Annotated in this window: 14 protein-coding genes; 10 read left to right on the plus strand and 4 right to left on the minus strand. The window is 64.7% G+C overall.

The features are described 5' to 3' along the window. Positions 1–162 precede the first annotated feature (162 nt). The 3 genes from ACNJX8_RS00580 (at position 163) to ACNJX8_RS00590 (ending at position 2,985) form a co-directional block, all read left to right on the plus strand. Positions 163–855 carry a glutathione S-transferase family protein gene (locus tag ACNJX8_RS00580; protein WP_128930451.1) on the plus strand — a complete coding sequence of 231 codons (693 nt, stop codon included), beginning with the start codon at positions 163–165 and terminating at the stop codon, positions 853–855. Then, the gene (gene queG, locus ACNJX8_RS00585; RefSeq protein ID WP_439359248.1) at positions 804–1,979 is read left to right on the plus strand and encodes a tRNA epoxyqueuosine(34) reductase QueG; all 1,176 of its coding nucleotides are present in this window, start codon (positions 804–806) and stop codon (positions 1,977–1,979) included. Before ACNJX8_RS00580 ends, queG begins: the two co-directional genes overlap by 52 nt. Before the next feature lie 208 nt (positions 1,980–2,187). Continuing rightward, on the plus strand, positions 2,188–2,985 hold the full coding sequence (locus tag ACNJX8_RS00590) for an acyl-CoA thioesterase domain-containing protein (RefSeq protein WP_439359249.1): 798 nt from the start codon (positions 2,188–2,190) through the stop codon (positions 2,983–2,985). A gap of 132 nt (positions 2,986–3,117) precedes the next feature. On the opposite strand, the gene ACNJX8_RS00595 is transcribed toward ACNJX8_RS00590, so the two are convergent. Next, complete coding sequence (locus ACNJX8_RS00595) at positions 3,118–3,588, minus strand: nuclear transport factor 2 family protein (protein ID WP_439359250.1); 471 nt, start codon at positions 3,586–3,588, stop codon at positions 3,118–3,120. Positions 3,589–3,779: 191 nt separating this feature from the next. After that, positions 3,780–4,580, minus strand: a complete 801-nt coding sequence (locus ACNJX8_RS00600; protein ID WP_128930456.1) for an alpha/beta hydrolase — start codon at positions 4,578–4,580, stop codon at positions 3,780–3,782. A gap of 250 nt (positions 4,581–4,830) precedes the next feature. Here ACNJX8_RS00600 and infC point away from each other — a divergent pair, with 250 nt between their 5' ends. Then, a complete protein-coding gene (gene infC / locus ACNJX8_RS00605) occupies positions 4,831–5,370 on the plus strand; it encodes a translation initiation factor IF-3 (RefSeq protein ID WP_128937058.1) in 540 nt (179 codons plus the stop codon). A 139-nt stretch (positions 5,371–5,509) separates the two neighbouring features. Here the strand turns inward: infC and ACNJX8_RS00610 are convergent, their stop codons facing one another. Then, on the minus strand, positions 5,510–5,905 hold the full coding sequence (locus tag ACNJX8_RS00610; RefSeq protein ID WP_128940740.1) for a hypothetical protein: 396 nt from the start codon (positions 5,903–5,905) through the stop codon (positions 5,510–5,512). Between the two features lie 275 nt (positions 5,906–6,180). On the opposite strand from ACNJX8_RS00610, the gene rpmI reads away from it, so the two are divergent. The 6 genes from rpmI (at position 6,181) to ACNJX8_RS00640 (ending at position 11,939) form a co-directional block, all read left to right on the plus strand. Beyond that, complete coding sequence (gene rpmI, locus ACNJX8_RS00615; RefSeq protein ID WP_008539890.1) at positions 6,181–6,381, plus strand: 50S ribosomal protein L35; 201 nt, start codon at positions 6,181–6,183, stop codon at positions 6,379–6,381. Between the two features lie 80 nt (positions 6,382–6,461). Beyond that, complete coding sequence (gene rplT, locus ACNJX8_RS00620; protein ID WP_027528250.1) at positions 6,462–6,821, plus strand: 50S ribosomal protein L20; 360 nt, start codon at positions 6,462–6,464, stop codon at positions 6,819–6,821. A 201-nt stretch (positions 6,822–7,022) separates the two neighbouring features. Continuing rightward, a complete protein-coding gene (gene pheS, locus ACNJX8_RS00625) occupies positions 7,023–8,105 on the plus strand; it encodes a phenylalanine--tRNA ligase subunit alpha (RefSeq protein WP_439359251.1) in 1,083 nt (360 codons plus the stop codon). Between the two features lie 215 nt (positions 8,106–8,320). After that, positions 8,321–8,767, plus strand: a complete 447-nt coding sequence (locus tag ACNJX8_RS00630) for an endonuclease domain-containing protein (RefSeq protein WP_439359252.1) — start codon at positions 8,321–8,323, stop codon at positions 8,765–8,767. Then, complete coding sequence (gene pheT, locus ACNJX8_RS00635; RefSeq protein ID WP_439359253.1) at positions 8,764–11,172, plus strand: phenylalanine--tRNA ligase subunit beta; 2,409 nt, start codon at positions 8,764–8,766, stop codon at positions 11,170–11,172. Before ACNJX8_RS00630 ends, pheT begins: the two co-directional genes overlap by 4 nt. Continuing rightward, positions 11,169–11,939 carry a sulfite exporter TauE/SafE family protein gene (locus ACNJX8_RS00640; RefSeq protein ID WP_439359254.1) on the plus strand — a complete coding sequence of 257 codons (771 nt, stop codon included), beginning with the start codon at positions 11,169–11,171 and terminating at the stop codon, positions 11,937–11,939. The genes pheT and ACNJX8_RS00640 overlap by 4 nt, the downstream gene beginning before the upstream one ends. 184 nt (positions 11,940–12,123) lie before the next feature. Here the strand turns inward: ACNJX8_RS00640 and ACNJX8_RS00645 are convergent, their stop codons facing one another. Next, the gene (locus ACNJX8_RS00645; protein WP_439359255.1) at positions 12,124–13,518 is read right to left on the minus strand and encodes a flavin monoamine oxidase family protein; all 1,395 of its coding nucleotides are present in this window, start codon (positions 13,516–13,518) and stop codon (positions 12,124–12,126) included. Positions 13,519–13,549 lie beyond the last annotated feature (31 nt).

The following is a 13,549-nucleotide window of genomic DNA, read 5'->3' on the forward strand; positions in this document are numbered from 1 at the left end:
GTCCATTTCGGCTGGAAAAGCGGGGCTCTTCTCGCCTATTCGCTCCCATGCCGCAATCGCAAAATGCGACATCACGCCCTTGCTTCGCGGTTTTGAGGAACTAGTGTGGCGCCGCACAAACATTGATGGATTCTTAAGCACCATCAAATAGTCAAAGGCTTCATGTTTACGCTGTTTCATCATCCGTTCTGCCCGCATTCACGCTTCATCCGCCTGATCGCGGGCGAATACGGGCTCGACCTGAAGCTGGTCGAAGAGCGCAGCTGGGAGCGGCGCGAGGCGTTTCTGCTGCTCAATGCGGCGGGAACGACGCCGGTTCTGGTGGACGACGAGCAGCCGCCCATACCGGGCGCGGCGATCATCGCCGAATATGTCGACGAGGCCCATGGCGCCGAGATGGGACCCAAGCGCCTGATGCCGCAAACGATCGGCGAGCGGGTCGAGGTGCGCCGGCTGATGGCCTGGTTCAACGAAAAATTCTTCGAGGAGGTCTCGCACCCTCTCGTCACCGAGCGCATCTACAAGCGGTTCATGAGCGAGGAGGACGGCGGCGGCCCGCCTTCGGCCGACGTGATGCGCGCCGCCAAGGCCAACGTGCGCTATCATCTGGCCTATATCGGCTGGCTGGCGCAGACGCGTAACTTCCTCGCGGGTGACCGGCTCACCTACGCGGATCTCGCCGCCGCGGCGCATCTCTCGGCGATCGACTATCTGGGCGACGTGCCATGGAGCGAGGACGACGCAGCAAAGGCGTGGTACGCGCGGGTGAAGTCCCGCCCGTCGTTCCGTCCGCTGCTCAGCGAATGGCTGGCCGGCGTGCCGGCGTCGCGGACTTACGTGGACCTGGATTTCTGAGCTCCGATCCGGCTGAACTGAAGACGGCGCTTGCGCGCGAAGCCCGCGCGCTCGGCTTCGACTGCATCGGCATCACCGCACCGGGCACGATCGAGAGCGCCGGAAAATATTTTCTCGAATTCATCGCATCCGGCGGCCATGGCGACATGGACTGGCTGGCCGCAAGCCCTGAGCGCCGCGTCGATCCGCGCGGGCTGTGGCAGGACGTACGCTCGGTGATCATGCTCGGCGTCAATTACGGCCCCGACCAGGATCCGCTTGCGATCCTGAAGCAGAGCACGCGTGCGGCGATCTCGGTCTATGCGCAGGGCGATGACTATCACGACCTTATCAAGAAGCGGCTGAAGGCGCTGGCGCGCTGGCTGGTCGCGACCGCGCCGTCCGACGTGAAGGTGTTCGTCGACACTGCGGCCGTGATGGAGAAACCCTTGGCGCAAGCCGCGCATCTGGGCTGGCAGGGCAAGCACACCAATCTCGTCTCGCGCGCGTTCGGCTCCTGGCTGTTCCTCGGCGCGATCTACACCACGCTGGAGCTGCCGCGCGACGATGCGGAGATCGACCATTGCGGCTCGTGCCGCGCCTGTCTCGACATCTGCCCGACTGCCGCGTTTCCTGCGCCCTACAAGCTCGATGCGCGGCGCTGCATCTCGTATCTCACCATCGAGAACAAGGGGCCGATCCCGCACGAATTTCGCAAAGCCATCGGCAATCGCATCTATGGCTGCGATGATTGCCTTGCCGCCTGCCCCTGGAACAAGTTCGCGCAGGAGGGGCGCGAGACCAAGCTCGCCGCGCGCGACGAATTGCGCGCGCCTGATCTCGCTGAACTGGCACGGCTCGACGATGCGGCGTTTCGCGCGCTGTTCACGAAGTCGCCGATCAAGCGCATCGGCCGCGATCGTTTTGTGCGGAACGTGCTGATCGCGATCGGCAATTCCGGGGAGGGGGCCCTGGCTGCGGAGGCGCGGCGATTGCTGGAGGATGCGAGCCCGCTGGTGCGCGGGGCCGCGGTGTGGGCGTTGGGGCAGTTAATGTCGGAGGAGGAGCTTGCGGCGTTGAAGAGCGCTGCGATGGATGGAGAGTCTGACGAGAGCGTGCGTGAGGAGTGGCGCGCCGCCTCCTGAAATTTTCCTCATCCGCGACTCACATCGAACCAGCGTCAGTGCCACATCCTCCGTCATTGCGAGCGCAGCGAAGCAATCCAGAATCTTTCCGCAGAGGCAGTCTGGATTGCTTCGTCGCAAGAGCTCCTCGCAATGACGCGAGCGCGAGCGCCGTTCGGCACCCTGTACGATCTTGATTTCCAAGCGCGTTTCTTCAATCTCGCGCGTCATGACAAACATGCCTTTCTTCACCCGCGACGGCGACACATTCCATCCGACGGAAGTCGCCAACGGTCCATGGGACCCGAAATCGCTGCACGGGCGCGTCATCATCGGCCTGCTCGGTTTCGCCATCGAGGAGCGCTATTCCGGCCCCGAATTCGTGCCGGCACGACTCACCGTCGACATGTTTCGGCTGCCGACCATCGACAAGCCGATCGAAGTGACGACGCGGCTCGTGCGCGACGGCTTGCGCATCCGCGTGTTGGAAGCGGAGTTCGTCTCCGGCGGAGTCAGCATGGCGCGCGCCTCGTGCCAGCTGTTGCGGCGGACGCAGAATCCGGAAGGTAACATCTGGTCGCCGCCGAACTGGGACGTGCCGAAGCCGGCCGACATTCTAAAGCCGACCGATCCCAGGCTCGGCATGAACGGCAAATGGACGACGCGGCCGATCATCGGCCATATGGGCTCGCTTGGACCGCGCCGGCTCTGGATGAGCGAGGTGCGCGAGCTCGTTGCGGGCGTGCCGATGACGCCGTTCGTCCATGTCGCTGTTGGTGCCGATTTCGCCAGCCCGTTTGCGAACGCCGGCGACAAGGGGCTCGGCTACATCAACAGCGACGTCACGATCTATCTGCATCGCCTGCCGGTCACGAAGTGGATCGGCTTCGAGGTGGTGAATCACCACGCCACCGACGGCGTGGCGATCGGCGAATGCTGGCTCTATGACGAAGAGGGCCCGATCGGCACCGCCACGGTCGCCGCGCTGGCGCAGCGCAAGCCGATGGTGAATCCGTCGAAGCGGTAGTTTGTCGTCATTCCGGGATGCGCCGTCAGGCGCAGATCCGGAATCCATCGGGCCGCGGGCCAAGAGGTGAAATGGATTCCGGGCTCGCGCCAATGGGCGCGCCCCGGAATGACGAAATGGAGAGAGCGGCGCTCAACTAAGATGCCGCAGCATCTCCGGCCGCGCCTTCAGCTCGGCGCCCTGCTTGGCCACGATCTTCGCAATCCGTTCCGGCGCAAATTTCAGGTCGACGAACGCCGGCGCAGTGTTGGCAACCTCGTGATAGCTGGCGATCTTGCCGCCCGTCAGCGTCATGATCGCCACGCCCTCGAACATCGCCCGCGCGCCGTTCGCCTCCGGCAGGGTCGATTTGTAGCTGAACGTGTAGCGCGCGTAGAGCGTGGTGCCGTCCGATACGGGATTGTGCATGTCCCAACGGAAATCGGTTGCCGTGCGATAGAACCAGTCATCGATCATTTCGGCGATCTTGGCGCGACCGGCGAAGGCACCGTAGAACACGTCGTGATAGACGCCGTCCTCGGTGAACAGCTCAGCAAAGGCACGGCCGTTGCGCTGCTCGACCGCATCGCAGAAGGTGCGCAGCATGGCGGTGGTGGTGGTCATTGTGTTGCCTCCCGGTGCTTCTTATTGTGCCCTCTCCCCTTGCGGGAGAGGGCAGCTCCGCTCGTTGATACGCATTCGCTTGGGTGAGGGGTCTGTCTCGGCGAACACGTCTATTCGAGTTCGCGGAAACCACCCCTCATCCGGCGCTTCGCGCCACCTTCTCCCGCAAGGGGAGAAGGAAGAGAGACACTTCACTCGATCTCCGCCACCGCGGCAAGAATGCGCGCGATGTCCTGCGGGCGGGAGAGGCGGTGATCGCCGTCCTGGATCATGGTCAGCACGACGTCGTCGGCCGGCAGGCGATGCGTCAGCGCGAAGGCGTGCTGCCACGGCACATCGGGATCTTTCGCCCCTTGCAGGATACGGACGGGGCAGCCGAGATCGATGGCGCTGCCGAGCACGAGGTGATTGCGCCCCTCCTCGATCAGGTTTCGCGTGATCGGATAGGGCGAGCCGTCGCCATAGTCCGACGGCCGCATCCAGACGCCTTTGGTCTCGATCTCCTTCTTCACCGCGGGCGAGAAATTCTTCCACATCAGCGCCTCGGTGAAGTCGGGCGCGGGCGCGATCAGGACGAGACCGGCCAGCGAGGCCTTGGCTTGCTGTTGCTCTTGACGCTTCTTGATCTCGCGCGCGAGCAGCAGTGCCATCCAGCCGCCCATGGAGGAGCCGATCAGGATTTGCGGACCGTCGCAGAAGCGCTCGAACACCGCGACGCTCTCCTCCAGCCAGCGCCCGATGGTTCCATCGGCGAACTCGCCGCCGGATTCGCCGTGACCGGAATAGTCGAACCGGACCACGGCGCGGCCGTGCTCTCTGGCCCAGGCGTCCAGCGCCAGTGCTTTGCCGCCCTGCATGTCCGATTTGAATCCACCGAGCCAGACCAGCCCGGGGCCCGTTCCGCCACGGCGGCGCACCGCGATCCTGCGCGCGGACGGGCCCTCGCCGACATCAATGAAGTCGAGCACGGTATCGGGAATTGCATTGATCATGGAACGTTTACTCTGGCTGTGCGGTTTGAGCTGTTTGGTCGCGCCCCGCAGCTCAATTCGGTGTCGGCATTGGCCCTTTGGGACGCTTGCGGAACAGAAGCAAGGTGTCTATGTCGTCTGCGTGCCAACGGGCGTGACCAAAATGCCTCGCATTTGAGGGTTTTTCGCGTCTCGCACGAGCGACTTGCTTGCCGGCAAACGCATCTTCCTTCAAAATGGCCGCTTCCTTCACAACTTTGGAGAACCACCCATTCGCCGTCCTAATAAAGCTCCGCCCGCTGCCAGCAAAGACGGGCCCCGCATCAATGATGATATCCGCAATGCGCAGATCCAGCTGATCGATCAGACCGGTGAGAACAAAGGCACGGTCGAGACCGTCGTCGCCATCCGGATGGCCCAGGACGTGGGCATGGATCTGGTCGAGATTTCGCCGAATACCAGCCCTCCCGTCTGCAAGATCATGGACTACGGGAAGTACAAGTATTCCGCTCAGAAGAAAGCCGCCGAAGCCCGCAAGCGACAGAAGACCGTCGAGATCAAGGAGATCAAGCTCCGCCCGATGATCGACGATCACGATTACGACGTGAAGATGCGCGCGATGCAGCGGTTCTTCGAAGAGGGCGACAAGGTCAAGATCACGCTGCGCTATCGTGGTCGCGAAATGGCGCACCAGGAGATCGGCACCAAGCTTCTGGACAAGATCAAGACCGACGTCGCCGAGCTCGCCAAGGTCGAGCAGGACGCAAGGTTCGAGGGCCGCCAGGTCGTCATGGTGCTGGCGCCGCGCTAACGCTGGCTTGTTAGGATCGAGAGTTCAACGGCCCGTCCGGATCTCCGGCGGGCCGTTTTGTTTTGGTCGAGGTGCAAGCCGCGAGCGCTGCTGCAACCTCCCCGCAAGCGGGGGATGGAGCACATCGAACGCTTGGCGCCTACGTCCTTGTCGCCTGCCAGGTGCCGCTGCACTGGTCGCCGGAGATGATGCCTCTCCACGAGCCGGCGCCGTTGATGCCGGCGAGCCGGCCGCCGCCGCTGGCGTGGGAGGCGCCGACCGAGACCTGGACCGCCACAGTGCCCCCGCGATTGACCTTGCCCGACACCCGCCCGCCGCCGGCAGACGACACCCGGCTGCCGGTGACGGTGAAGGGAACGCTGTAGCCGGAGCTGCAATTGCCCCTCGTGGTGGCGAAGGTGACGTTCCAGATGCCGTCATAGCCGCCGGCGCGGGCATCGGCAGTCGAAGGCATCATGGCGGCGGCAAGCACGGCGAGCAGCGCCAGGCGGCGCGGGCGGGCAAAGGTGGAAATCGATTGCGGGAAATCGGCCATTTTGGTCCTGCTCCGGACATGAAGGCGTGGATATTGGGGGTGGCAACTCCAAATAGTCGGCGGGCAGGTTCCGGCGGTTCATCGTTGCCATTTGGCTCCCGCTCTGTCATAAGCCCAGCCTTCACCGCCCGGCTGATTAAGGGCTGCCGTGGCGATGTACCGTGCGGGTTTCGCGCTTGTTCGTAAAACCTGAGCACAATCAACGCTCTAACGAGCATTTTAGACGGCCAGCCGCCTTCACGGGCGGATTTCTGTTGCGGCCATAGGAGAGCCAAATGCCCAAGCTGAAGACCAAATCGGGCGCTAAAAAGCGCTTCAAGGTGACTGCCACTGGTAAAGTGATGCACGCCCAGCGCGGCAAGCGTCACGGCATGATCAAGCGGACGAAAAAGCAGATCCGTCAGCTCCGCGGCACCCGCGTGCTGTTCAAGACCGACGGCGACAACGTCAAGAAGTACTTCTTGCCGAACGCCTGATCGCGTCCACGGTCACTGCCACCTCGCCCCGCTTACGCGCGGCGATCCGAAAACCAAGTCATCTCTGAAGGATTTCTGTCATGTCTCGCGTCAAACGCGGTGTGACCGCCCACGCCAAGCACAAGAAAGTCTACAAGGCCGCCAAGGGTTTCTACGGCCGCCGCAAGAACACCATTCGCGCCGCCAAGCCGGCCGTCGAGAAGGCCGCGCAGTACGCCTTCCGCGACCGCAAGCGTCGCAAGCGCACCTTCCGCGCGCTCTGGATCCAGCGTCTCAACGCCGCGGTGCGTCCGTTCGGCCTGACCTATAGCCGATTTATCGACGGCCTTGCCAAGTCGGGCATCACCGTGGACCGCAAGGTGCTGTCGGATCTCGCGATCCGCGAACCCGCCGCGTTCCAGGCGATCGCCGAGAAGGCCAAAGCCGCGCTGGCGGCGTAAGCCGTCTTCCACTGTGCTCTGCGCAGCGTTCAGCTTGTGATGGCCCGGGCAGCGGCGCGTCTTGGCGTTTGTCTTGGCGCTTTGACTGCCCCGGCCGTCATCTCTTGCGCAAACACACTTCTCCGACGTGGATGCCCGGCAGAGTGCCGGGTGTGACGGGCTAGGATCATCGGCTCAGCATCCTGGCCAAAAGGGATTGCCATGACCGATCTTGCTCAGCTCCAAGCCCAGATCACCGCCGACATCGCCGCCGCCACCGATGAGGCGGCGCTCGAATCCGTGCGCGTCGCGGCCCTCGGCAAGAAGGGCTCGATCTCAGCGCTGCTCGCAACGCTCGGCAAGATGTCGCCGGACGAGCGCAAGACGCAGGGCGCCGCGATCAACCAGGCCAAGGACAAGGTCACCGAGGCGCTCGCAGCAAAGCGCGACGTCTTGAAGTCGGCAGCGCTCGATGCGCGGCTTGCCGCCGAGACCATCGACGTCACCCTGCCCCTGCGCGATGCGGCGGCTGAAGCCGGCCGCATCCATCCGCTGAGCCAGGTCTGGGACGAGCTGACCACGATCTTCGCCGACATGGGCTTCTCGGTCGCCGAAGGTCCCGACATCGAGACCGACGACTACAACTTCACCAAGCTGAACTTCCCGGAAGGCCATCCCGCGCGCGAGATGCACGACACCTTCTTCTTTCATCCGAAAGAAGACGGCTCGCGCATGCTGCTGCGGACCCACACCTCGCCGGTGCAGGTACGCACCATGCTGAGCCAGAAGCCGCCGATCCGCGTGATCTGCCCGGGCCGCACCTACCGCATCGATTCGGACGCGACCCACACGCCGCAATTCCACCAGGTCGAAGGCCTCGTCATCGACAAGCACTCGCATCTCGGCCACCTCAAATGGATCCTGCATGAGTTCTGCAAGGCGTTCTTCGAGGTCGACCATATCAACATGCGCTTCCGCCCGTCGTTCTTCCCGTTCACCGAGCCGTCGCTGGAAGTCGACATCCAGTGCCGCCGCGACAAGGGCGAGATCCGCTTCGGCGAGGGCGAGGACTGGCTCGAGATTCTCGGCTGCGGCATGGTGCATCCCAACGTGCTGCGCGCCTGCGGCATCGATCCCGACGAGTACCAGGGCTTTGCCTGGGGCATGGGCATCGACCGCATCGCCATGCTGAAATACGGCATCGCCGATCTGCGCCAGCTGTTCGACAGCGACGTCCGCTGGCTATCCCATTACGGCTTCAAGCCGCTGGAGGTACCGACGCTAGCGGGAGGATTGAGCACGTGATGGCGACGCTCGGACACAGGAAGACTCTCTCCGTTCCCTCCGTGGAGAGAACCCTCTCCCTACCCCTCCCCCGCAAGCGGAGGAGGAAACGGATGGAGCGTGCGCGTAGCCTTTGTCTCGTGGGTACGTATTCTGTGTCTGCTCGACAGGTCGAACTCCCTCCCCCGCTTGCGGGGGAGGGTTGGGGTGAGGGTTTCTCGGCAATGGGGCTGCCGATGGTTGATCCCAAGCATCCGGACTGGAAAGTGTCACCTAGACTGCGCGCCAATGCGCGCGCGCTCAGGCGCAACTCGACCGATGCAGAGCGAATCCTCTGGTCGGAGCTGCGCGGCAACCGGCTGAATGGCGCCAGCTTTCGCCGCCAAGTGCCGATCGAGAACTATATCGCCGATTTCATTTGCCATTCAGCGAAGCTCGTCATCGAGCTCGACGGCGGCCAACACTTCTCGGACGAAGGCGAGCGCGCCGATGCGCGTCGCTCAGCTCTGATCGAAGCCAAGGGCTTCAAAGTGCTTCGCTTCAGCAATCTCGATGTCATGACCAATCGTGCCGGCGTTCTCGAAACAATCGCAACCACCGTTGCGGAGAGAGCCCCCACCCCAGCCCTCCCCCGCAAGCGGGAGAGGGAGCAGACCGTCCCTGCGGAGAAAAAACAGCCATGAAATTCACTCTCTCCTGGCTGAAGGATCATCTCGAGACCGACGAGTCACTCGACAAGCTCGCCGACAAGCTCACCATGATCGGGCTCGAGGTCGAGAACATCGAGGACAAGGCGAAGGCGCTCAAGCCCTTCACCATTGCGAAGGTGATCTCGGCCGAGCAGCATCCGAATGCGGATCGCCTGCGGGTCTGCATGGTCGACACCGGTGACGGCGGTGCGCCGGTGCAGGTCGTGTGCGGCGCGCCGAATGCGCGGGCCGGACTCGTCAGCGTGTTCTCGCCGCCCGGCACCTACATTCCCGGCAAGGACATCACGCTCGGTGTCGGCACCATCCGCGGCGTCGAGAGCCGCGGCATGCTGTGCTCGGCGGCCGAGCTGCAGATCTCCAACGACCATGACGGCATCATGGAGCTGCCGGCGAACGCGCCTGTTGGCGCTGCTTACGCCGAATGGGCCGGGCTCGGCGATCCCGTGGTCGAGATCAATCTGACGCCGAACCGGCAGGACTGCACAGGCGTGCACGGCATTGCGCGCGATCTTGCCGCCGCCGACATGGGCAAGTTCAAGGACCCCACGATCAAGCCGATCAAGGGTGAATTCCCCTGCCCCGTGAAAGTGACGGTCGAAGACGCCACGCTGTGCCCGGGCTTCGCGCTGCGCCTCGTGCGCGGCGTCAAGAACGGGCCGTCGCCGGAATGGCTGCAGAAGCGGCTGACCGCGATCGGGCTGCGCCCGATCAACGCGCTGGTCGACATCACCAATTTCATGACCTTCGATCGCGCGCGGCCACTGCACGTGTTCGACGCCAAGAAGGTGAAGGGCAACCTCGTCGTGCGCCGCGCCCGCGAGGGCGAGACGCTGCTCGCGCTCGACGGCCGCACCTACAATCTCGATCCCGCGATCTGCGTGATCACGGATGAGCACGGCGTCGAATCGCTCGCCGGCATCATGGGTGGCGAAGCTTCCGGCTGCGACGAGAACACCACCGACGTGCTGATCGAATCGGCGCTGTGGAACGAGATCAACATCGCCCAGACCGGCCGCAAGCTCGGCATCAATTCCGATGCGCGCTACCGCTTCGAGCGCGGCGTCGATCCCGCCTTCATGGTGCCGGGGCTCGAGCTCGCGACCAAGCTGGTGATGGAGATGTGCGGCGGCACGCCGTCGGAGACCGCCGTGGTCGGCAAGGCCTTCGGCGACGATCGCGTGATCGATTTCCCGGTCACCGAGGTCAAGCGTCTCTCCGGCATCGAAGTGCCGCAAGCAGAGATGAAGCGCATTCTGACCCATCTCGGTTTCATGATGGCGGGCCCGGGCCCTGTGGTGAAGGTCGCAGTCCCCTCCTGGCGCACCGACGTGCACGGGAAGGCCGACATCGTCGAAGAGATCGTGCGCATCTTCGGCGTCGACAAGGTGCCGGAAACACCGTTCGAGCGCGGCGAGGACGCGCGCAAGCCGGTACTGACTCCGCTTCAGCTCCGCACCCGCCGCGCACGGCGCGCGCTGGCGAGCCGCGGCATGGTCGAGTCGGTGACCTGGTCGTTCATCGCAAAACCTGCGGCAAAATTGTTCGGCGGCGGTCAGCGCGAGCTCGAAGTCGCCAACCCGATCGCGTCGGACCTGTCCGACATGCGCCCGACCCTTTTGGCGGGCCTGATCGCCGCGGCGCAGGCCAATGCCGATCGTGGCTTTGGCGATGTCGCACTGTTCGAGGTCGGGCAGCTGTTCAGGGGTGACCGCCCGCAGGATCAGTTCATGGCGGCGAGCGGCGTGCGCCGCGGTGTTGCTTGTTCGGAAGGTCTGGGACGACACTGGTCCGGTTCGGCGCAAGCCGACGTGTTCGATGCCAAGGCGGACGCGCTGGCGGTGCTCGCCGCCGCGGGCGCGCCGATGCAGGCGCTTCAGATCGTCGCCGGTGGTCCCGGCTGGCTGCATCCGGGACGCTCGGGCACGATCCAGATCGGTCCGCAGAACGTGCTTGGCCATTTCGGCGAGATGCACCCGCGCGCGCTCGAGGCGCTCGGCGCCGACGGCCCGTTGATGGCGTTCGAGGTGATTCTCGACCGCATCCCCGAGGCGAAGAAAAAGCCGACCCGTGCCAAGCCTGTGATCGAGCTGTCGGCGTTCCAGCCGGTCTCGCGCGACTTCGCCTTCATCGTCGATCGTACCATCAAGGCCGGTGACATCGTGCGCGCCGCGCAAGGCGTCGACAAGAAGCTGATCACCGGCGTCAATGTCTTCGACGTCTACGAGGGCAAGGGCATCGACGACGGCAAGAAGTCGATCGCGATCGCGGTGACCATCCAGCCGCGCGAGAAGACGCTGACCGACCAGGAGATTGAGGCTGTGGCCGCGAAGGTCGTTGCCGAGGTGACGAAGAAGACCGGTGGCACCTTGCGGGGATGAGTCTCACCGACTTTCTTCCCATGGACGTCAGCCTCACCATTGCGATGGCGCTCTGCGCCGTCGCTTTCGTTTCGGGCACCGCCCGCGGCTTCTCCGGCTTCGGCTCGGCGCTGATCTTCATGCCGCTGGCGAGCAGCATCGCGGCGCCGCGGCTCGTGGCTGCACTGCTGCTCGTGATCGATTTCGTCGCGGCCGCGCCGCTCCTGCCCGACGCCTGGCGCAAGGCGGACCGCAAGGCCACTGCCGTGATCGTGCTGGGCGCGCTGACCGGCGTGCCCCTTGGCACCTATTTCCTCAGCGTGCTCGAGCCCGTCACCACACGCTGGATCATCTCCTGCTTCGTCGCTGCGCTGCTGCTCCTGCTGCTGTCGGGCTGGCGCTATCGCGGCAAGGATCACGCCTGGCTCTCGGTCGGCATCGGCAGCCTCTCGGGATTCTGTAGCGGGCTGGCTCAGACCGGCGGCCCGCCGATCGTCGGCTACTGGCTCGGGCGCCCGATCGCGCCGTTCGTCGCGCGCGCCAACATCGTGCTGTTCTTCGGCGCGTCGGATTTCTTCTCGATGGTCAGTTACGCGACCACGGGCCTGATCTCGCGCGAGTCGCTCGTGCTTTCGCTGATCGTCGGCCCGGTCTACGCGCTCGGCGTCGCGTTCGGCGCCTCGCTGTTCGGCCGCGCCAGCGAAAAAGTGTTTCGCGGCATCTGCTACGCGCTGATCGCGATGGCGGTGATTGCGGGATTGCCGGTGCTGGATGGGGTGTTGCGTTGAACCATCCTCGCGTCGTCCTGGCGAAAGCCAGGACCCATTATCCCGGTCAACATTTTTAGCCCGGGTTGGTGACCACTGGCCGTCGCCAAATCCCTCCCTGGGGTAATGGGTCCTGGATCTGCGCTCCGCCCTGGACAACGCTACGCGTTGCCAAGAGCTGCGCTTGTCCAGGACGACGACTGAATCAATCCCGCGGCGGCTTGGCCCTACGCTTCTTCGTCGACTGCGTCGGCACGTCCGCCGGCTCGTCCTTGAGCGCGCCGATCTTGCGCAAGGCGGCCTCCGCGGCGCGTTCGCCGCTTTCCCAGGCGCCGTCGACCGTGCCCCACAGCGTCTCATGCGTGGCTTCGCCGGCGAGGAACATGTTGCCGATCGGCTCTGCCAAAACCTTTCGCGAGAGCTGGCCGCCGGGCGAGGCCGCCGACATCGCGCCCATGACATAGGGCGAGGCATTCCAGCGCGTCGCGCTGGTCTTCTGCACGGCGGCCGCAGCCTCACTGCCGAACAGCTTGGTGATCCACTCCTTCGCGAAAGCCGTCATCGCCTTCTCGCCCTGCTCGGCGAGATCGCGACCAAACGAGCCGCCGACGTCGACCGAACACAGCGAGGAGCCGCCGATATTGGCGAACATGCGGGCCGTGCGCGTCGAGTTGCTCTGCTCGATGAGGATGTCGTCGCGCGACAGGCCGAGCGGATTGCCCGGCAGTTGCAGCACGATGTGATCATAGCTGCCGAGGGTGAGCTTCGATGCCGCGTCTAACGTGCGTTTCGGAATGTCGGGCGCGAATTTGATCGCGCCTGAGGTCAGCACGTTGGTCGAGACCGTGATGATGGCGGCGCGGGCGGCGATCTTGCCGCTCGGGGTCTCCACGCCGACGTCGCGATTGCTCCAGACGATCCGGCTCGCCGGCGTCGACAGCGCCACCGGCGCCTGCTCGCCGAGTTTCGCGATCAGCGTCCCCAGACCCTGGCGGCAGGCGATCGCGCCATTGCGGTCCTGCGCGCGGGTCTTGTCGATCGCCGAAAGCTCCTTCAGATCCTTGCCCGCAAAGCCCGCGCCCAGCATGAACTCGGCCGCGCCGGCCCAGTCGCCGAGATCCTTCGGCAGCACGGAGGCGCAGGAAGTATCCAGCTTGCCGCGCGCGGCGTCGTCGATGGCGCGGTTGGCGCGCACCAGCGCGGCCAGGAACTCCTCGGTCTCGCCGGCGCGCGCATTGCGGCGGCCAATGCGCATCTTCTGACCTGATGGCGCCGGCAGCACGTCGAGGCCGGCGCTGCGCGCCAGCCGGATCATCGGATTGGTCTCGGGATTGTGCATCCAGCGCGCGCCGCGGTCGAATGGCGTGCCGAAAGTCGTGCTGTCCGTGATGCAACGGCCGCCGATCTGGGCCGCCGCTTCCACCACCACAACCTTGCGGTTGGCGGCCATGATGCGCCGCGCTGCGGCAATTCCCGCAGCCCCCGCGCCGATCACGACGATGTCAGCCTCCCGCGGCGGGGTCGCGGCGGTTGCACGCAGGACCGGCATCGCAGCAAGAGCCGCCGACGCCGAAAGGAAACCGCGGCGCGTGATTGTCATGTCATGGTTTCCGGGGACTTGCGGCGAACGG

This window comes from Bradyrhizobium sp. SPXBL-04 (assembly GCF_051853035.1).
GTDB classification, from domain to species: domain Bacteria; phylum Pseudomonadota; class Alphaproteobacteria; order Rhizobiales; family Xanthobacteraceae; genus Bradyrhizobium; species Bradyrhizobium zhanjiangense.